The organism is Bacillus sp. FDAARGOS_235, from assembly GCF_002073415.2.
Lineage (GTDB): Bacteria > Bacillota > Bacilli > Bacillales > Bacillaceae_G > Bacillus_A > Bacillus_A toyonensis.
In genome coordinates this window covers 688544-708255 of record NZ_CP020437.2, presented here as the reverse complement: position 1 = coordinate 708255, position 19712 = coordinate 688544, and the positions used below count along the sequence as shown (strand labels likewise).

Below are 19712 nucleotides of genomic sequence, written 5' to 3'. Positions count from 1 at the left end.
AATTGAAATTGATATTAGTAGTAAAAAGGAGATTTTACATGATAGAAAGTAAAGTTGTAGATTCTATACCAACTTTGAATGAGAATGATTGTCAAATATGGTGGGCAAGAATTTCAGATTTACAATCATGGCATTACAATTTACTAAATGATGTAGAGCAAGAGAAAGCAAATTCATATCATCATTCGGCAGATCGTGCACGTTTTATAATAGGTTGCGTAATTAGTAGGTTAGTTCTTGGAAAGATACTTTCTATGTCGCCAGTTCAAGTGCCGATTGATCGATTGTGCCCAGTATGTAAGTTACAACATGGTAGGCCGCAATTACCAGAAGGTATGCCACAATTATCAGTTTCACATTCGGGTGAGTGGGTTGTCGTTGCATTTACAAAATCTGCATCTGTCGGTGTTGATGTTGAACAAATGAATCCAAATGTAGATGTGATGAAAATGGCAGAGGGCGTATTAACAGATATTGAAATAGCACAAGTTATGAAATTACCTAATGAACAGCGATTAGAAGGATTTTTAACGTATTGGACTCGAAAAGAAGCTGTGCTGAAAGCGACAGGTGAAGGACTATTGATTCCACCAGTTGAAATTACTGTATCAGCTCCAAATGATCCTCCTAAATTGTTGGTTTTTAGGGATAGACAAGAGTTAGCAGAAAATACAAGGATGGAAGATGTAAGGCCTAGTTTAGATTATATGGCTTCCATTGCAATATTTAGTAAAGAAGTAACTGAAATTACGCAGTTAGACGCGGTAGCGCTATTAAATTATAAATAAGTTTAATAAAATATTTTATAGAAGAGGTGTTCCACATGTTAGTGGCGGAAAGTAGAACAAATGAATTCACTTATAATGTACAAGCAATTAAAAATATTTTATTTTCTGGAGATACATCATCTATTCTTGCTTTAGAAAAGCTTTTGAATGATACAGTTCAATTTGATGTTCTAGAACAAGAGGTAATAGATAGGCAGTACATTCCGAAAGAAGCAAAAAATTTCTTTGATAAAAACGGAACATTTCTTTATCGTGTATCTAATGTTAGTTATAATGGTAAGGTGTTATCTGAAAATCTAATTTTTGCGGATACTTCTTTTTTACCGGATACAATAAAAAGTGAATTAGAAAGTGGAACTATTCCTGTTGAAAACCTGATAGAAAAAATGGAAGTAAGAAGAAACGTATTATATGAAGGATATCAGCCATCTGGAAATATTATCGAATTGTTTGATGGATGTTCAGTTGCGGCGAATGTGTATCCAACTAGAAAATATCAAATTGTAAGTAACTGCAAATGTGTATTTTATATTTGTGAAGTGTATCATGCAGAAAATATAAAGGACTTGCTTAAATAAGAAATAAACAAGAAACCAGCCTATAAAATGGCTGGTTTCTTGTTTATTTAACAGCTTCTTTTAATTCTTTACCTGCTTTAAATGCTGGAACTTTACCAGCCGCAATTTGAATTTCTTCCCCAGTTTGTGGGTTACGCCCTGTACGAGCAGATCTTTCACGCACTTCAAACGTTCCAAAACCGATTAATTGAACTTTATCGCCAGATTGTAATGCGTTAGCAATTGTGTCAAATACGGATTGTACAGCTGCAGAAGCATCCTTTTGAGAAATATCAGCTGTTTGTGCCACATTTTTAATTAATTCTGTTTTATTCATGTTTTCACCTCATAAAAATTTTTTTAGAATGAATGTTTTAGTATAATGGATAGTAAAGATAAAGCTAGTTTTATGGTTGGAAAGAATACTATATAGTTATGTTAATTTCGTTGCAAGAGACTGAATCCCTGCTAATAATTGGGGATTAATTAAGAATTGATGCATACAAAAAGCAATAGTATGAGGATGAGGGGGAATATACGTATGATTTTTCGTGAAAAGAGTGAGAAAGAGAGTATATTAATTCGTCAACATGATCATGGTTTTTTGGCTGGAGAGATTGCTAGGCATATAAAAGAATGTTTTTTTGAAGATACAACATACTTAAAAGAGACAATTGATGCAATATATGAACATGATAGAGGATGGATAGAACTTGATAAAGTACCAATTTTGAATGATGCTAAAAATATTCCGTATACATTTATGGATTGTCCAAGCCCATTACGTTTTGTTTTTTATACGATTGGTTTGAATGAAATTGAAGATTCTAATCCATACGGGGCATTACTGTGTAGTAAACACTTTTTATCATTCCCATTAAATGAGGAAGATGAAGAGATGCTTTCTTTTTATAAACATGAATTAGAACGGCAAAAAAGAATTTTGAAAACGTTAACAAAGGAACAGTTTGCAATGTTCGATAAACATTATAGATTATTAAAGTTTTGTGATGAACTTTCTTTATACGTATGTATGAATAAGCCTGGTGTCAAAAAGAAAGATGAAGTTGATTTATTTAAAGATGGTTTTGAAGGAACAGAAATGTTTAATAGTAAAGAGGAGAAACTTATTCAAGCTGAATGGGTGGACGAGGAAACAATTCGGATTACACCATTTCCATTTCAAACGGAATTTTATACGTATGTAAAATATAAAACGATAAATAAACATGAAATTGAAGAAAAAGGGATTGTAAAAGCTGATAGAGAATCGGAAATGAAGGAGCAAAACATTCGTTTTATACAATAAGGAGGTAATATAAATTGAAAGATTATATATTAAAACAGTGTGATTACCATGCTTGGGCTAATACTAGATTATTCAATCGATTAAAAGAGTTACCAAATTATGAGACAATTTTTAAAGAGCAGATACAGAGTGTATTCCCATCCATTAAGGATACTTTTGCGCATATTTATATTACAGATCAAGTGTGGTTACACATATTACATGGCAGAAGTATGAGTGAAGCAATACAAGATCGTGAAAAGTTAAAAAAACAAATCGATACAAAATCGCTAAATGAATTAGAAGAAATGTTTTTAAATATAGCTAATCAGTATAAAGAATTTCTAAGTACACAACAAGATGTACATGCTGAATTTGTTATTAAGAATCCATATGCAGGGACACTACATACTTCAATTTTAGAATTAGTGCAACACGTCGTAAATCATGGTACATATCATAGAGGAAATATAACAGCAATGATCCGTCAACTTGGTCATTCATCGACAATGATGGATTTTGTACTGTATTTACATATGATTCAGAAAAAGGGGGAGTAATATAGTTTGTAAGAAGGAGAGACTTTAATTGTAAAAGTCTCTCCTTCTATTTTATCCTGCATGAACTGCCTATAAAGTACCAATTAGTGTGGGAAAATAATCATTTGGGATGTACAAAGCCTCCAATAATTAAAGTTTCACTGTATTTCTTACGAAGCTTTATTTTCTTGTAATTGCTTAGCGTATTGTACAGCCTTATATGCATTGACTCTACCGTTTTTCCAGTACGTACCTGTACCACTAATTTTATCAGAAGTTGACTCAATAATTTGGCGGATTTGTGTATTGCTATATCCTTGATTTGCTAAAAGAGCAGCGACTCCTGCAACATGAGGTGTTGCCATAGATGTACCACTTAATGATTGATACGTGCTCCCTTTATATGTTGAATATATATTTGAACCTGGTGCTGCAACATCTACCCAGCTACCATAAGTAGAAAATGAAGATTTTCTATCTGATTGATCTGTAGAAGCAACTGCAATTACTTCGCTGTAATAAGCAGGGTAATTAGCTTTTGTATTTCCAGCATTTCCAGCAGCTGCAACTATAACAGAGCCTTTATTCCATGCATATTGAACTGCTTGTTGTAATGCAGTACCACCATTTGGAGCTCCTAAACTTAAACTAATTACTTTTGCACCCGAATCAGCAGCTTCTCGAATACCTTGCGCTACAGCATCAAGAGTCCCGCTTCCTTGATTATCTAATACGCGAACAGCGTAAATGGAAGTCTGCGGGGCAACACCAGCAATTCCGACGCTATTATTCGTAAGTGCTCCAGTAATTCCAGCGCAATGTGTACCATGACCATTACCATCATCAGATGTATTGTCGTTATCAACATAATCATGTCCGTAAATTACTTTAGAAGCTAAATCAGGGTGTGAGCCTTGAACTCCTGTATCAATGATAGCTACTTTTACACCAGGATCACTTCGTTGGCTATCCCAAGCTTGTGGAGCTTGGATCTTTTGTAATCCATATTGATTTTTAAAATATGGATCGTTTGGATTCCAAAAGGCATGAACGTAATAATTCGGCTCTGCATATTCCACATCTGGATTATTTTTATAACTCTTTATTTTTTCTTTTACAGTACCTTTTGAAAATTGAACGACTTCAAAACCTAACTTATCATCTTTAGATAAGACATTAGCTCCGACAGATTTATGAAAAGATTGCACATTATTTAAAGATGCATTTTGCTTGAACTTAACGATTAATTGGTTAGGAACGTAATCAGTAGATGATGTTTCAGCACTTGAAGTATTCGTGTTAAAGAAGAAACCACCAATAATAAATGACAAAACAGATAGGAAAACAATGAATTTGTTTTTCAAAAGATTTTTCCTCCCTTTTCTTGGATGAGTTTTTCAGCGACACTTTAATGTCGCATTCCTTTTCAACTATATAGTTAGACCATACGATTTATGACATTTATGTGAAAAACTTTTATTGGAATAAAAAGGGGGGAAGATTGATATAAATTTATTTTAAATGATATTGGTTGAGTAAGAGAACGAAAAAAGGAATGCTCATTATGCATGAATCATTCCTTTTTTCATAGATTAATTGTGATTTCCAAATGAAGTTATACCATTTATAAATAGTTGTTACGTTTTATCCATCTTGATAAAAGAAATCTAAGTGGTTAAGAGGGAGTGACTCTATTTCTTGTCTATTAGAAACTTTGTTTCACATATCTTGTTGTATTATTTGTTTCTGTATTTAATAATTGTAAGGTCTTACCATCGAAATTCTGTACCATATAAGGTATGTCTTTCTTAGAAACAGTGACTTCTTTACCGTTGTCCATTCGCTTCGTTATATGTAATTCAAAAGTCATAGAGTTTTTATCGTAAGACCATGTTCCTTCCGTTATATTGTCCTTGTTTGGGTAAGTTCCTGCTGTATATAACTCAAAAGTATTTCCACCTTTTATGATAAATGTTACTAGGAAACCACTAGAAGTTTCAAGTCCCCAGTCAGCAATTAACTCAGTTCCGTCTGTTACTTTACTCTTAACGTTTGCTTCGTTAACACCTGAATTAGTGTCTATTCCTGTTTTCTCACTAGCAGATATTCCGCCGCCGTTCGCCTTCGTTACTTCGTTTTTCATGTTGTTATATACTTCAATCCAGTATTTGTCGCCTTCTTTAACTAACTTTTCAGCGTTTTCAATTACTTCTTTGTCAGTTTTACCACCAGTATTTTTCTCTGTGTTTTGTGAGAAAATACGTTCTACTCCCTCAAAGGCTTTTCTGTACTTAGCGGTTGCTTTCTCAATATCCTTTTGAGCATCTATATACTTGTTCGGTGGGTCGATTTCTTCAAACTTATCAATTGCTTTAAAGATGTTTTCGACACTAACTAATACGTCTTTTCGTGTCTTATTGCCTTTGCTAGCTTCCCCAACTATATTATTGTACTCTTTGAATAATCTATCAAACTCATTTCCTAAATCAATTAAATACATAGGATAGTCGTCTGCTAATACTCTTACTTTCTTCACATCAGAAGTTGACTGCTTTGAAGTACTAGAGTCAGCTTCTTTAGAAGTCTTAACTTCAGAATCCGTCTTAGCGGTTTTAGACTCTTCTGTTTTAGCAGGTTTAGACTCTTCTATTTTTATGCAACCGTTCATTAACAACATAACTGGTATGGTTAATCCTATTAGTTTCTTTGCTTTCATGATTAAATGCCCCTTATCCTTAGTTAATAAATTAGCCGTATCTATTTACCTTGATTTCAGCCTTACTGTGTTTTTCTAGAAATACTATCTGTTGCTTCCTCAAAAAGCTTTGAACCATCTTTAGCTTTCGTTAATGACTGATTCATCTTACTTTCGTTTTGTTCTTCTATTGCATCAAAAAGAAGTGCAAATGCTTCATTATAAAGTTCCATTGATTGTTTTATATTTTCTTGTTCTACTTTTAACTCAGGCGGTGCTTGGAGGTTTCTTAACTTTGTTACATATGCTTTTGCTCCACCTATACTTAATTGTACTTCACTTTTCTTTTGACTATATGACTTAATATCTGAACTTGCTACCTTTTCCATTAATTTCAAAACATCATCAACTTTAGTAGCATTTTCTACTATTTCTGACTTGTATTTCTCAACTTCTGAACCACTTAACTTTGCAGTGGATGAACTAGAGGAAGTAGATGATTTTGAATTGTTAGAAGAAGAACTTGGTTTACTACTTGATGAGTTACTGTTTGCATCTTTACCATTCGCTGCAGATAAGCTATCATCTTTTTTACTATCGGTTGACTTACTCTCTTTCTCCATCTTTTGCGTTTCTTCTTTCTTTGGTTCCGCTTTCTTACTATCAGTTTCAATTGTAATACAACCACTTAATAACATAACTGGTAATGCTAAACTTACTAATTTCTTTGCTTTCATGATTCTTAATACCCCTTTATTTGTAAAATTTAGTGCAAACAAGTTAACATACTTAACTAAGAAGTTTTCTCCGAATAACATCTTAGAATCGTCTATCTATAGATTACCTTTATATTACATAATCTTCAAGAGTTTTCCTTTTGTAATTTTCTGGTTATTAAGTTGTGATTTGTATTGATTTGTATATAATCAACTGGACTTTAAAGTTTTTTGATAATACTGCTTAAAAAAAGAGGGGATTCTTACAGAGATATTTATGTTGAGTTTTGTTCTATTTTAGCATTACTTCACTATAATTTATGTGTGATGCTAATGATTTTTAGAGTAACCAACACTGATCAATTTAAATGAAGTTTACTTAAAAAATAAAAGAATATGCTAAACATATTCTTTTATTTACTTTAATGGAATTTTTTTAATAATATAAAATAAAAAGCCCTACATTTTGACCAATTTCTTTTTCAAAATGTAGGGCTGTATTCTATATAAAATTAATATTTATAGTGAAATTTGAACTGCAGTTATTTTAAACATAGATTAACTTGCCTGTTTTTTATGATTTTCTTTCAATTTTTCTGCTTGTAAAAAGCGATTTGTTTCAGCGACAACGATACCACTTAATCCGATTAATCCGATTAAGTTTGGAATTGCCATAAGTCCATTTGCAATATCAGCAAATGTCCATACGATACCAAGTTTTAAATTGGCACCAATCGCAATCATCACGATAAAGATTGCTTTATAATATCGAACAGCACCTTCTCCAAATAAATAAGCGACACATTTCTCACCGTAATATGACCAGCCTAAAATAGTAGAGTAGGCGAATAAAATTATGGCAATACCAAGGATCATACTACCAGCGGTGCCGAATACAGATTGGAATGCAAGTGTTGTAGCTTCAACACCGGTTTTACCGGATTTCCATGCTCCAGTTGTAATTAATACAAGTCCTGTAATTGTACAGACGATAAATGTATCAAGAAAAGTACCAGTCATAGAAACTAAAGCTTGTTTTGCAGGTGAATCTGTTTTTGCTGCAGCGGCCGCAATAGGAGCACTACCTAAACCAGCTTCGTTCGCAAATACACCGCGCGCCATTCCGATTTGAATAGCTGATGCGACTGTTGCTCCAATAAAACCACCTGCGGCTGCTGTACCTTGAAATGCACCAGAAAAAATAAGTGAAAATGCTTCTGGAATTTGATCAAAGTGATAGAAAATAATAATAAGACCAGCAATTATATAAAAGAAAGCTTTAATAGGAACGATAAATCCCGTTACTTTCCCGATTTTTTTTACACCGCCTAAAATAACAATAGCGATTAAAAATGACATTAATATACCAGTTAAAGCAGGGGGGAAAGAGAAATTAATTCGCATTGCCTCTGCAACTGAGTTAGATTGCACCATATTACCGATCCCGAAAGAAGCAGTTGTACCGAATATAGCGAATAAAACAGCAAGCCATTTCTTACCTAAGCCACGCTCTAAATAATACATTGGTCCACCTGAATATTCACCATTTTCATTACTAACACGGTATTTCACTGCTAGAATTGCTTCGGCATACTTTGTTGCCATTCCGAATAAAGCGGTAATCCACATCCAAAAAATTGCACCAGGACCACCAATTGTAACAGCTGTTGCAACACCGGCGATATTTCCCATACCAATCGTTGCGGCCATAGCTGTCATGAGTGCTTGGAAGTGGCTAATATCTCCAGAAGATGACGTATCTTCTGACTTTTTAAATGCTATTTTGTGAGCGTATAATAGTTTACTAAACTGTAAACCTTTCAAACGCACTGTGAGAATGATACCAGTACCAACGAGTAGCAACAAAGTTGGCAATCCCCACACGTAATGATTCATTTGTTCTAATACTTTACTTACTGTCTCCATCTTTATTCTCCTTTTTTAGAAAAAATAAAAACCACTTCAAGTAAATGAAATGGTCTCTGGAGAAACAAGGAATAGAAAAATAAACCGATACAAATCGGCATTTTCCTTCGCTTGTCTCTGTCCTTTTTACCTGAGAGATTATCCGCTAAAATAGCGGATTTGCTCCTTCGGCGCTCTTTTTCCTCCGCGCTATTAAAAGCGAGAGGGAGTCTCTCCAGAGATTCGTCCCCATGCAGTTCTACTTGTAACCAAGACCTGAGAGTTTCAAAGTTGGTATTACAACTTTTTGCCCCGTCGGTAGATCAATTGACCTTCTCCTGAATGGTTCATCCGAATTATAAAATTAATATACACATTGAATGTAAATCAATAAAAATATTATAGACAGATAAACTGTGAATTGCAATCTTTTTTTATTTTAAAATAGTAAACAGTTTTATTTTTTAGAAATTCCTAATTTATCTTTAATTTCATTTAAAGTAGATAAAGCGATGACAATATGTTGATCGGCAAGCCCTAAAGCCTGTTTTGTATTTTCAATTATTTCATTGGCCGGAGTAGAATTATTGTATTTATCAATAATTAAATCTGCTGCATTTTTCATGTAATTTGATGCGGATTTAAACTGAGTTGTGAATTGGATTAGTTGTTTTTGTATATGTATATCCGTTATGTTTTCTTCGATTTTTATCGTGTCTATTTCGTTCATAAGTGTTTCATACTGTTTGGAAACAGCACTCATTGTAACTAATAGTTTATTTCTATCCACTGAATCTCCGTTCGTGTTCATCTCTTCCCAGGCAGGCAACCAATCTTTTTCGATAATGTCATTATAATTAGTAGTCAATTCCTTAATTTTAGGTTGTAATTTAGTTTTGAAAGTTTTTGTATCCACTGTTTCTACAGTTTCTTTTTCATTATCAGTTTTATTTTTACCATTAGTTACGTAGAAAATCGTACCGAAAATGATGAAAATAGAAATAACTACTGTCCATTTAGTAAAAAGAATTTTCTTCAATATGTAACGCCTCCAAAATTTAAAAACTTATAATTATAATATATAACAATAATGTTGTTTTAAATAGAGAAAATAAAGTTAGAAGTGATTTGAATTACATCTTTTTTATACGTAACTAATTAAAATTAGTAAAAAGATGAAAGGAATATGTAAGAAAGGGGAATCTTAGTGAAAGTGAATAAAAGAAAACTAGTTTTAAATATTGTAACGGCTATGTTATTAATTGGTGTATCTCGCATTAACGGGCAGTAAGACCCCCACTTCAAAATGCAGCGAAAGCAAAGAAGTTAGGTGGGGGATGAAGAATCCCAAAATGAGTAAAGTTTCACTTTATTTGCACTCATTTATGTAGACAAAGAATCTAAAATTGAAAAATTTCCAGTACCAATGTCAGCAATCCATATTAATGATGATAATGAAGAGGTTTATACATATATAAGTGTAATGCTTATTATAAAGGCAAGTGGATGGGAGCCAGCCTAGTTAGTTTTAAAAAAGTGGAACGAAAGGTAAATGTAAAACATTATCCGAGAGAAATTACGTATTATTTATTTGAGCAATAGATATACAAGGGAGAAAAGATTTCGATGTAATTCCTATAGAGCTACATTTTTTATATTCCGAATTATTTGAAATGAAAACAGATAGATGGTTTGATAGATATAGTGCAAAAAAATGATTATTTGTACAAAAGTAGAAGTTTTTAGTTACCATAGTTTTGTTATGTAAACTAATTGTTGTAAGAGAGAGATTGTATAATAAGGGGGAAGTAGAAATGTTACTAAAAACAATATTTTGCAAAGTGGGAGAAGAGAAAAGGGAGATGTTTTCGGCTGCTCAAGAAAAATGGCGTGATTTACAACATTTAGATGGTTTTCATGGGCAATTTGGTGGATGGAATGAAGATGAGGCATGTGTATATACTTTATGGGAAGATAGAAGTGCATATCAATCATTTATGAACGGTGCTCACGATACAATTTATTTAAATAGTAATCAAAAAGATACGTTTCTTTCATGTGAAATTGAACTATTTCAAACGTTGTATGATATAAATGATAAGCCTTTGCAAAACGTTGTTACAGAAGGATCATTCGTAAGAGTTGCCATATGTGATGTAAAGGGAGAAAAAGAAAATCATTTTTTACATAAGCAAGAAACAATTTGGAATAAAGGAATGGAGAATGCAAAAGGGATGTTAGGTGGAGTAGTTGCGAAGTCTTTAAAAAATGAAACTCGTTACATAGTATTAACTTATTGGGAAGATGAAATGGCGCATCAATATTATGTGGAAGAGGGTTTTCCCATGTTGTATAAACTGGCTAACATTCATGAAGATATAGAAGAGATAAGAAGTAAACAAGCTGTATGTAAGGAAGAATGGCTTGTATATTAAGTGCAGAAAAAGTGTATAAATGAATGTATAATAAAGATAATTTCTTGTAAACAAGAAATTAATAGAAGACGTCATATACCCTTTCATGTTAATATATTTAAGTTAAAATAGGAGGCTTACCCTTTTGTATTGTACGGTAGAAGCAGTGTGAGCTTGAAATTTTTTATGAAAAGGATGTGCCTAACTTGCGTATCAATAAATTTATTAGTGAAGCTGGAAAAGCGTCTCGACGCGGAGCAGATAAATTAATTAATGAGAGAAGAGTAATTATTAACGGTAAGGTTGCAAAAATTGGTGACCAAGTAAATCCAGGTGATGATGTACGAGTGAATGGAGAGCAACTTCGTATTGCTCGAGACCATGTGTATATCGCTTTAAATAAACCAGTAGGTATTACATGTACAAGTGAAAAAGCAGTAAAAGGTAATATTATTGATTTAGTGAATCACCCTTTACGTATTAGTCATATTGGACGTCTCGATAAAGACTCAGACGGTTTAATTTTGTTAACGAATGATGGCGATATCGTTAATGAGATTTTACGTGCTGAAAACAAGCATGAGAAAGAATATATCGTTTCAGTGGATAAGCCAATTACACCTGATTTCTTAGAGAAAATGGCAGCGGGAGTTAAAATTTTAGGTACAAAAACACTTCCTTGTGAGGTTACACAGTTATCAAAATATGAGTTCCAAATTATTTTAACACAAGGGCTGAATCGTCAAATTCGCCGTATGTGTGAAGCTTTAGGTTATCAAGTGTATACGTTAAAACGTACGAGAATTATGAATATAGAATTGAATAATTTACCAGTTGGGCAGTGGAGAGATTTATCGAAGAAAGAGAAAAGACGTCTATTTTCAGATTTAAATTACGAACCACAAGATTGGTAAAATTGTGAAGTGAAACCAAAAAAATTTGGTTTCACTTTTTTAAATTAAATAAATAATTTTTTTAAACACTTGCAAAAATAAAATGAATAAGATATATTAAATAACAATAAATGGATGTTTTATAAAAGCAAAGAAAAGGACACGAGTTATTTTACCCGGTTATACAGAGAAGGAAGGAAAGCTGAGAACTTCCTAACGCAGAAAAATAACTTACCACCTTAGAGCTGCACTGGGGAAATGAAGTATCTAGTGCCGTGTATGCGACGTTATCGCAAAAGAAGCCATTATGTTTTTTGTGATGGGAATCTGGGTGGAACCACGGATATAAGTATATTCGTCCCTATTTTAGGGATGAATATGCTTTTTTGCATTCAATTTCATAATAAGCGAAGAAAAGGACACGAGTTATTTTACCCGGTTATACAGAGAAGGAAGGAAAGCTGAGAACTTCCTAACGCAGAAAAATAACTTACCACCTTAGAGCTGCACTGGGGAAATGAAGTATCTAGTGCCGTGTAAACGACGTTACCGTAAAAGAAGCCATTGTAGGTTTACAATGGGAATCTGGGTGGAACCACGGGTAAAAGCACGCTCGTCCCTATTTTAGGGATGAGTGTGCTTTTTATTATGAAATGGAGAGATGAAAAATGAAAGAACAGATGATTGAAATTAAATTTCCAGATGGTAGTGTTAAAGAATTTGTAAAAGGAATTACTTTAGAAGAAATTGCTGGATCAATTAGTAGTAGCTTGAAAAGGAAAGCAGTCGCGGGGAAAGTAAATGATCAGTTATATGATTTACGCCGAAATATTGAAGAAAATGCGGAAGTAGAAATCATTACTATAGATTCAAATGATGGAGTAGAAATTGCAAGACACTCTGTGGCACATATTTTAGCGCAAGCTGTAAAAAGATTATATGGTGATATAAATCTTGGGGTAGGGCCTGTTATTGAAAATGGATTTTATTATGATATGGATCTTCCAAGTAGTGTAAACGTAGAAGATTTACCAAAAATCGAGAAAGAAATGAGAAATATTATAAAAGAAAATATAAGTATAGAACGAGTTGAGGTTTCTCGAGAAGAAGCAGCAAAACTGTTTCAAGAAATGAACGATCGCTTGAAATTAGAACTTTTAGAAGCAATTCCTAGTGGGGAAAGTGTAACACTATATAAACAAGGTGAATTTGTAGATTTATGTAGGGGGCCACATGTACCATCTACAAGTTATTTGAAAGCATTTCAATTAACTCACGTTTCCGGTGCATATTGGCGAGGTGATAGTAATAACCAAGTGCTTCAGCGTATATATGGTGTTGCATTCTCTTCTCAAAAAGAGTTAGAAGAGTATTTACATTTTGTTGAAGAAGCAGCAAAAAGAAACCACCGTAAGTTAGGTAATGAACTTGAGTTATTTATGTTTTCTGAAGAGGCTCCGGGAATGCCATTTTATTTACCGAAAGGCCAAATTATTCGGAATGAATTAGAAGCATTTTTAAGAGAAATTCAAAAAGAATACAATTATCAAGAAGTACGCACTCCGTTTATGATGAACCAAGAAGTATGGGAGAGATCAGGGCACTGGGGCCATTATAAAGATAATATGTATTTCTCAGAAGTAGACAACAAAAGTTTTGCATTAAAGCCAATGAACTGTCCAGGACACATGCTTATGTTCAAAAATAAATTGCATTCTTATCGTGAATTACCAATTCGCATGTGTGAGTTCGGTCAAGTGCATCGCCATGAATTTAGCGGAGCGTTAAACGGATTATTAAGAGTACGTACTTTCTGCCAAGATGATGCTCATTTATTTGTAACACCAGAACAAATTGAGGATGAAATTAAATCCGTAATGGGGCAAATTGATTACGTATATAAAACTTTTGGATTCGAATATGAAGTGGAGCTGTCTACTCGTCCAGAAGATTCAATGGGTGACGATAAATTGTGGGAGCAAGCAGAAGCCGCATTAGAAAATGTATTACAGTCATTGAATTATAAATATAGACTAAATGAAGGTGACGGCGCATTTTATGGACCGAAGATTGATTTCCATATTAAAGATGCCTTAAATAGAAGTCACCAGTGCGGAACAATTCAGCTTGATTTCCAAATGCCAGAGAAATTCGATTTAAATTATATAGATGTGAAGAATGAAAAGAAAAGACCAGTTGTTATTCACCGAGCAGTTTTAGGTTCGTTAGACCGCTTTTTAGCAATATTAATTGAACACTTTGGAGGCGCGTTCCCGGCATGGGTAGCACCAGTTCAAGTGAAAGTAATTCCAGTTTCAAATGCAGTTCATGTACAATATGCAAATGAGGTTGCAGATAAATTAGCACAAGCTGGAGTTCGTATTGAACGAGATGTGCGAGACGAAAAGTTAGGATATAAAATAAGAGAAGCACAAATGCAAAAAATTCCTTATGTTCTTGTTATTGGGGATAAGGAAATGGAAAACGGATCTGTAAATGTACGTAAATATGGGGAAGAAAAGTCAGAAGTTGTTGCGCTAGATGTATTTGCGGCAAGTATGGAAGAGGAAATAAAGAATAGAAAATATTGATTAAAAAGAAAACACACCATTAGAATTTGGTGTGTTTTCTTGTTTACCTTACAAAAATGTAAGGTAAATGTAAGAGAAATCGAATGAACGAGTTTTAGAAAAGTGAGAATATGAAGGAGGAAAAAGGTTCATGTTACTTGTGCATCTCTTTCTGTTTGAAAAGCTAAAAAATAGTAAGATTTTACATGAGTGAAAAATAAGGATTATATGAAAAAAATAATACTATACAAAAGGGATGGAGTGAAAGAAATGTCAACAAATGTAGTTACTGTAGAAAGTGTAGAAAAAACGTATGGGAAAAGAAATGAGAATCAGTCAAAAGCATTAAGAGGCGTATCATTACATATTAAGGAAGGGGAATTCGTCGGGATCATGGGTCCTTCTGGATCTGGAAAAACGACTTTACTTAATGTGATTAGTACACTGGATCAAGCGACAGGTGGTAGTGTGACGATAGCTGGTACAAATATTACTTCTATGAAGGGGAATGCATTATCAGATTTTCGTTCTCAAAAATTAGGATTCATTTTTCAAGATTTTAACTTACTAGAAAACTTATCAATTTATGAAAATATTGCTTTGCCTCTTTCTTTGCAAGGTGTACCGTCAAGTGAGATTACAGGAAAAGTAAATGAGGTTGCGAAGAAATTAGGAATTACTGAAATTTTAACAAAATATCCGACTGCTGTTTCTGGTGGGCAAAAACAAAGAACAGCGGCAGCACGAGCTTTAGTACATAATCCGGCAATCGTATTAGCAGATGAACCAACAGGAGCACTTGATAGTAAAAATGCAAAAAGTTTATTAGAAGCAATGCAAGATTTACATGAAAATCACAATGTAAGTATTTTGATGGTTACACATGATGCGTTTAGTGCAAGTTACTGTGAGCGTATTTTATTCATTCAAGATGGTCTTCTTTATAAAGAATTAAATCGTCAAGGCACTCGAGAGAATTTCTATCAAGACATTTTAGGTGTGCTCGCTCATATGGGCTCAGCTGCTGAGTCTAAGTAGGGGGCGAAACAATGTTATTTAAATTATCACGTCATAGTATGAAAAAGATGTTAAAAGATTATATGGTTTTACTGATTGGTCTCGTTATTAGTATTAGTATTTTCTATATGTTCCAAACGATGGCGATGAACAGTGAATTTACAAAAGATAATAGTCTCATTAGTAGTATTAGACTCGTCTTCTGGGTAGGTGCAATATTACTTTCTTTCATAACTGTATTTTATATTATATATGCCAATTCTTTTTTACTTACATTAAGAAGAAAAGAACTTGGTATGTATATGATGCTTGGAGCGAAAAAGAAAAAAGTAGCACAGTTATTATTTATTGAAACATTCGGTATGGGTATTGTCAGTATTATTATCGGTATTTTAGTAGGAATGTTACTTGCAAGTGTAGCAGGAAATTTTTTAATGAATGGCATGGAAATTTCAGCAAAAGGTAGTTACGCATCTGTATACACACCAGCTATTTTAGTTACATCTATTTTCTTCTTAATACTATTTTTCATTACGGGTATAATGAATAGCATTCGATTGTTACGTAAAACAGAACTAGAGTTAATTCGTGAAGATGAAACACTAGATGAAGTAAAGAAAAGTAAAACTCGCATTATTATAATGACAGTACTGGGTGTATTACTAGTAAGTACAGGGTATTATTTTATGGTAAATATAAGAACGTATGCTGAACTTGGTTTTATAATAGCGACGATTGTTACAACACTTGGAACGTACTTTATTTTTAGTTCATTGCTCCCATTTTTTGTGATGAAAATTAAGGGAAATAAAAAACGAAATGAAATGGGCTTAAATAGTTTTACATATGCACAGTTACGCTTTCGAGTAAATAGTTTATCGAGAGTATTAGGAACTGTAGCGATGTTAATTGCATTAGGTGCAGGGGCAATGACAGCAGGTATGGCATTTCAAAAAAATGTAGGCATTATGACAGATTTCTCACGTGTATATGATGTCGTAATTCATGATCCAAATGATCAAGATACAGCAGCATTAAAGGAAATGGAAATAGTTGAAGAAAGCAAGTATAAGTATAAAGTAGATGGAGAAGCGGTGTATTACTTACGTGACGATTTAACTGCGAAACCGCCACTTATTTCCGACCGCTTTAATATGGAAACTTTAAAAGAGCCTGCGCGTAAACGGGTGGCTGAACCTTTAACTGAACCTGTATATTCTGCTTTGGAAGCTCCCGAAGCAGTGAATAAACTTCCTCGTATGCCAAAAGATTGGGAAGATGCGGTTGTAAGAGAAATACAAATTACACATAATCAATTTAACGGAAAGCCTGTAAGAATTGCTGATGAAGAGCATTATAAAGGAATTCAAGGAACAGAACATACTGTAACATTAGCAAAAGTAGATGATATGAAAAAATATAAACCATTATTGATCGAAATAGACAAGAGACAAAAAGAACAAATTGAAAAAACAACAGGTGCAAAAGTAGACTTATTTACGAAAATGACAATTTATCAGTTTATGAACAGTTTCATGAGTGGGACAATGTTTATGGGGTTTTTCCTCGGAATTGCCTTTCTAGCAATGATGGCAAGTTCGCTTATGTTCAAAATATTAACGGGTGCTTCTCGTGATGTACGACGTTATGAAATGTTACGAAAAATAGGTGTTAGACGTAGTATGCTGACAAAAAGTATTTATAAAGAAATTTCATATTTATTTATCTTCCCAGCAATCATTGGAATTTCCCACGTTTTAGTAGGGCTTAACTTATTCAGTTTTATTTTAGTTGACCCGTTTGTAAAAGTGTGGGTGCCAATAGGGATTTTCTTAGTCATTTATTTCATCTATTACTGGATAACTGTTCAACTTTATAAAGGGATGGTAATGCCGAAAGAAGAAGTAGCGAAATAGTTTATGAAAAAAGTCCTTGTTTTGAAAACAAGGGCTTTTTTCTATGTTTGTGATACATAAATACGGTATGCAAGACGTTATTAAGTCTTCATAATAATAAAATATTGAAAATTAAGAAAATATTAAGAGTTTATATAGCGGAAAGTTAAGATGTGTATGGGACATTAGTAATGTACAAAAACATTGAGATGAAATTGGAAAGTGTACTGGTTTAGTACTTTTATTTTCTTGAGGTAGTTTTGCAGAAATAAATTGATATTTTATAAATTTAACAGAAAGGAAGCGTATTATGAAAAAGATAAAAAAATCAATAAAACTTATTGGAGTCATTACTATACTATTACTAACCATAGCACTAATATTTCCTACATGGACTTCGCAAATAAAGAGTAATAACAGTATAAGTACATTAGAACAAGTAGAGATAAATGGAAGTGGTCATGAGATTATGATACGTGGCAAAGATAAGAGGAATCCAGTAATTATCTTTGTTCATGGTGGACCAGGTTCTTCGGAAATACCATATGCTCAAAAATATCAATACTTATTGGAAGAGAAATTCACAGTTGTTAATTATGATCAAAGGGCAAGCGGGAAATCGTATCATTTTTTTGAAGACTATTCGAAATTATCATCAGACCTACTTGTAGAAGATTTATTAGCTATGACAGATTATGTTTCAAAACGTCTCGGTAAAGAAAAAGTAATATTGATTGGGCATTCTTACGGTACATATATTGGAATGCAAGCTGCCTATAAAGCTCCTGAAAAATATGAAGCGTATGTTGGTATAGGGCAGATGAGTGACACAGTAGAAAGTGAGATGGATAGTTTAAAATACGTTATTGAACAGGCGCAAAATGGGGGAAATGCGGAGGAGGTTTCATATTTAAAAGAGTTAACCGAAAAAATTAAAAACGGCGATACATACACTCCGAGAGATTATGTTACAAAATATGGTGGAACATCAAGACTCATTGAAAATCCAGATGGTGATAACATTCAGATGTTACTTAGTAATGAATATAACTTGTTAGACGTAATTCGTTATAACGTTGGATTATCACATTCCCAAACGGTCTTATTAGAAAAAGATTTAAAGAATCCATTACCTACTAAAGTAACTAAGCTAAAGCTACCATTTTATCTTCTTATGGGTAAATATGACTATAATACTTCATTTCATGCAGCTAAAAAATATTTTGATTTGATTGAAGCGGATCAAAAGGAATTTATAGCTTTTGAAAACTCAGCACATTACCCTCAATTTGAAGAAAAGGAAAAGTTTTATGAGTGGATGTGTGATACATTCGTAAAATAGAATTAAATACAAAAAGCACTTAGTTTAAAAATAAGTGCTTTTTTATAGTATGGAATTGATTAGGAAGGAAAATATTGGATAATGATCGAAAGATATAATACAACTTCCAAAAAATGACGGGAATTGCTATGTTTTTTAGAAAGAGGAGTTAATTTGTTAAAAGGTATAGGTACTATACATGGATTTTATTTCCGAATATTCATTTAAATAGGAAGGATAATAGTTATGTTCATTCGAATTGGTAAGTGGTGTGGAGTTACATGTTTACAATTATTTGCGGCACTTATTTGTATCCTTTTTTTAGGGGCACTTCCGCGTTTATTTAAAGGACTGCAAATTGATTTAATCGGTTTTTGGGACACAGTTCTGTTTCTCGGGGAGAAGTTACTAAAACCGGGTGAAATTACGTATGGATTTCGGAACTCAAGAAAGTTATTTCCACAAATATGGATTCATTATGTAGAGACAATGTTTGTATTTATTTCGGCATTTATACTTTCTTTACTCATTGCGTATGTTATCGTTGTGTGGGTATTGCAGCGCTCTCAATCAAAGCAACGTATATGGAATGGAGTTTTCGTCGCACTTGAAAGTATCCCGGACATTTTATTAATTTTATTATCTCAACTTCTAGTAGTAATTATCTTTCAAAAAACAGGATTTATGCCAGTGAAACATGCGGGATTTGGTGAGGATAGAGCTCGTATGTTACCAATAATATGTCTTGCTATACCTACAACGTTATTATTTATGAAGCTACTATTATTACGTTTTAGAGAAGAATTAGAGAAAGATTATAGCATATTTGCAAAGAGTAAAGGACTGAGTTTAAGACATGTTTTGACGCACCATATTTCAAGAAATGTCTTGTTAACAACAGTCTATTATGCAAAAACAAATATTTTATTTATGTTATCAAATTTATATATTATTGAATGGCTATTTAATACGTACGGCATGTTTGTTTTTTTAAAAGAAAATTCCAAATTAGAAATATTTACAGTGAGTTTAGTTATATTATACGTACCGCTTTTTATACTATTTCGTTTATTACATACGCTTTTAAAAAATGTTATAAAGGAGCGTGTGTAAC

Annotated in this window: 17 protein-coding genes, 1 pseudogene, 1 riboswitch and 2 other annotated features; of the genes and pseudogenes, 12 read left to right on the top strand and 6 right to left on the bottom strand. The window is 33.1% G+C overall.

The genetic code is table 11. The features are described 5' to 3' along the window. Positions 1 to 38 precede the first annotated feature (38 nt). Positions 39 to 788 (top strand): 4'-phosphopantetheinyl transferase Sfp, encoded by a 750-nt coding sequence (gene sfp, locus A6J74_RS05260; protein WP_000573008.1) that lies wholly within the window; start codon positions 39 to 41, stop codon positions 786 to 788. A gap of 35 nt (positions 789 to 823) precedes the next feature. Beyond that, a complete protein-coding gene (locus A6J74_RS05255) occupies positions 824 to 1366 on the top strand; it encodes a hypothetical protein (protein ID WP_000959151.1) in 543 nt (180 codons plus the stop codon). 43 nt (positions 1367 to 1409) lie between these two features. Here the strand turns inward: A6J74_RS05255 and A6J74_RS05250 are convergent, their stop codons facing one another. Further along, a complete protein-coding gene (locus tag A6J74_RS05250) occupies positions 1410 to 1682 on the bottom strand; it encodes an HU family DNA-binding protein (RefSeq protein WP_001043908.1) in 273 nt (90 codons plus the stop codon). Between the two features lie 204 nt (positions 1683 to 1886). Here A6J74_RS05250 and A6J74_RS05245 point away from each other — a divergent pair, with 204 nt between their 5' ends. Together A6J74_RS05245 and A6J74_RS05240 are read left to right on the top strand one after the other, a co-directional pair. Next, positions 1887 to 2654, top strand: coding sequence for a DUF3891 family protein (locus A6J74_RS05245; RefSeq protein WP_000577310.1), 768 nt, complete (start codon positions 1887 to 1889; stop codon positions 2652 to 2654). Positions 2655 to 2668: 14 nt separating this feature from the next. Next, the gene (locus A6J74_RS05240) at positions 2669 to 3193 is read left to right on the top strand and encodes a DinB family protein (protein ID WP_000656262.1); all 525 of its coding nucleotides are present in this window, start codon (positions 2669 to 2671) and stop codon (positions 3191 to 3193) included. A gap of 149 nt (positions 3194 to 3342) precedes the next feature. Here A6J74_RS05240 and A6J74_RS05235 read toward each other — a convergent pair whose 3' ends face one another. The 5 genes from A6J74_RS05235 to A6J74_RS05210 form a co-directional block, all read right to left on the bottom strand. Further along, on the bottom strand, positions 3343 to 4536 hold the full coding sequence (locus A6J74_RS05235) for a S8 family peptidase (protein ID WP_000790784.1): 1194 nt from the start codon (positions 4534 to 4536) through the stop codon (positions 3343 to 3345). 341 nt (positions 4537 to 4877) lie between these two features. Then, the gene (locus tag A6J74_RS05230; RefSeq protein ID WP_000644814.1) at positions 4878 to 5888 is read right to left on the bottom strand and encodes a DUF3994 domain-containing protein; all 1011 of its coding nucleotides are present in this window, start codon (positions 5886 to 5888) and stop codon (positions 4878 to 4880) included. Between the two features lie 62 nt (positions 5889 to 5950). Then, positions 5951 to 6604: a DUF7018 domain-containing (lipo)protein gene (locus A6J74_RS05225; protein ID WP_000644851.1), complete on the bottom strand. Its 654-nt coding sequence runs from the start codon at positions 6602 to 6604 to the stop codon at positions 5951 to 5953. 537 nt (positions 6605 to 7141) lie between these two features. Next, positions 7142 to 8509: an alanine/glycine:cation symporter family protein gene (locus tag A6J74_RS05215; RefSeq protein WP_000451042.1), complete on the bottom strand. Its 1368-nt coding sequence runs from the start codon at positions 8507 to 8509 to the stop codon at positions 7142 to 7144. 107 nt (positions 8510 to 8616) lie between these two features. Beyond that, positions 8617 to 8737: riboswitch (glycine riboswitch) on the bottom strand. Between the two features lie 208 nt (positions 8738 to 8945). Continuing rightward, positions 8946 to 9527, bottom strand: a complete 582-nt coding sequence (locus A6J74_RS05210) for a hypothetical protein (protein ID WP_000721822.1) — start codon at positions 9525 to 9527, stop codon at positions 8946 to 8948. Positions 9528 to 9869: 342 nt separating this feature from the next. Between A6J74_RS05210 and A6J74_RS05205 the strand changes: the two are divergent. The 8 genes and pseudogenes from A6J74_RS05205 to A6J74_RS05170 all read left to right on the top strand — a co-directional run bounded on the left by A6J74_RS05205 (position 9870) and on the right by A6J74_RS05170 (position 19711). Continuing rightward, positions 9870 to 10090, top strand: a pseudogene (locus tag A6J74_RS05205) (hypothetical protein). Between the two features lie 212 nt (positions 10091 to 10302). Continuing rightward, on the top strand, positions 10303 to 10923 hold the full coding sequence (locus A6J74_RS05200; protein WP_000925134.1) for a DUF4937 domain-containing protein: 621 nt from the start codon (positions 10303 to 10305) through the stop codon (positions 10921 to 10923). A 185-nt stretch (positions 10924 to 11108) separates the two neighbouring features. Next, entirely contained in the window at positions 11109 to 11816 is a 708-nt protein-coding gene (gene rluF, locus A6J74_RS05195; RefSeq protein ID WP_001222161.1) for a 23S rRNA pseudouridine(2604) synthase RluF, read from the top strand. A gap of 121 nt (positions 11817 to 11937) precedes the next feature. Beyond that, positions 11938 to 12161, top strand: a binding site (T-box leader). A 35-nt stretch (positions 12162 to 12196) separates the two neighbouring features. Then, positions 12197 to 12419 (top strand) — a binding site (T-box leader). Between the two features lie 44 nt (positions 12420 to 12463). After that, positions 12464 to 14386 (top strand): threonine--tRNA ligase, encoded by a 1923-nt coding sequence (gene thrS / locus A6J74_RS05190; RefSeq protein WP_000663081.1) that lies wholly within the window; start codon positions 12464 to 12466, stop codon positions 14384 to 14386. A gap of 249 nt (positions 14387 to 14635) precedes the next feature. Next, positions 14636 to 15403: an ABC transporter ATP-binding protein gene (locus A6J74_RS05185; protein WP_000106414.1), complete on the top strand. Its 768-nt coding sequence runs from the start codon at positions 14636 to 14638 to the stop codon at positions 15401 to 15403. An 11-nt stretch (positions 15404 to 15414) separates the two neighbouring features. Beyond that, on the top strand, positions 15415 to 17298 hold the full coding sequence (locus A6J74_RS05180; RefSeq protein WP_000897866.1) for an FtsX-like permease family protein: 1884 nt from the start codon (positions 15415 to 15417) through the stop codon (positions 17296 to 17298). Between the two features lie 289 nt (positions 17299 to 17587). Then, positions 17588 to 18619, top strand: a complete 1032-nt coding sequence (locus A6J74_RS05175) for an alpha/beta hydrolase (RefSeq protein ID WP_000721401.1) — start codon at positions 17588 to 17590, stop codon at positions 18617 to 18619. Positions 18620 to 18844: 225 nt separating this feature from the next. Beyond that, complete coding sequence (locus A6J74_RS05170) at positions 18845 to 19711, top strand: ABC transporter permease subunit (RefSeq protein ID WP_000470649.1); 867 nt, start codon at positions 18845 to 18847, stop codon at positions 19709 to 19711. Position 19712: the final 1 nt, after the last annotated feature.

Excerpts from the sequence above, each read along its gene's own strand:
- A6J74_RS05230 (WP_000644814.1), bottom strand. The coding sequence starts at position 5,888 with ATGAAAGCAAAGAAACTAATAGGATTAACCATACCAGTTATGTTGTTA.
- A6J74_RS05255 (WP_000959151.1), top strand. The coding sequence starts at position 824 with ATGTTAGTGGCGGAAAGTAGAACAAATGAATTCACTTATAATGTACAA.
- A6J74_RS05175 (WP_000721401.1), top strand. The coding sequence starts at position 17,588 with ATGAAAAAGATAAAAAAATCAATAAAACTTATTGGAGTCATTACTATA.
- A6J74_RS05225 (WP_000644851.1), bottom strand. The coding sequence starts at position 6,604 with ATGAAAGCAAAGAAATTAGTAAGTTTAGCATTACCAGTTATGTTATTA.
- A6J74_RS05200 (WP_000925134.1), top strand. The coding sequence starts at position 10,303 with ATGTTACTAAAAACAATATTTTGCAAAGTGGGAGAAGAGAAAAGGGAG.
- A6J74_RS05185 (WP_000106414.1), top strand. The coding sequence starts at position 14,636 with ATGTCAACAAATGTAGTTACTGTAGAAAGTGTAGAAAAAACGTATGGG.
- sfp (WP_000573008.1), top strand. The coding sequence starts at position 39 with ATGATAGAAAGTAAAGTTGTAGATTCTATACCAACTTTGAATGAGAAT.
- A6J74_RS05245 (WP_000577310.1), top strand. The coding sequence starts at position 1,887 with ATGATTTTTCGTGAAAAGAGTGAGAAAGAGAGTATATTAATTCGTCAA.
- A6J74_RS05180 (WP_000897866.1), top strand. The coding sequence starts at position 15,415 with ATGTTATTTAAATTATCACGTCATAGTATGAAAAAGATGTTAAAAGAT.
- A6J74_RS05250 (WP_001043908.1), bottom strand. The coding sequence starts at position 1,682 with ATGAATAAAACAGAATTAATTAAAAATGTGGCACAAACAGCTGATATT.
- thrS (WP_000663081.1), top strand. The coding sequence starts at position 12,464 with ATGAAAGAACAGATGATTGAAATTAAATTTCCAGATGGTAGTGTTAAA.
- A6J74_RS05215 (WP_000451042.1), bottom strand. The coding sequence starts at position 8,509 with ATGGAGACAGTAAGTAAAGTATTAGAACAAATGAATCATTACGTGTGG.
- A6J74_RS05170 (WP_000470649.1), top strand. The coding sequence starts at position 18,845 with ATGTTCATTCGAATTGGTAAGTGGTGTGGAGTTACATGTTTACAATTA.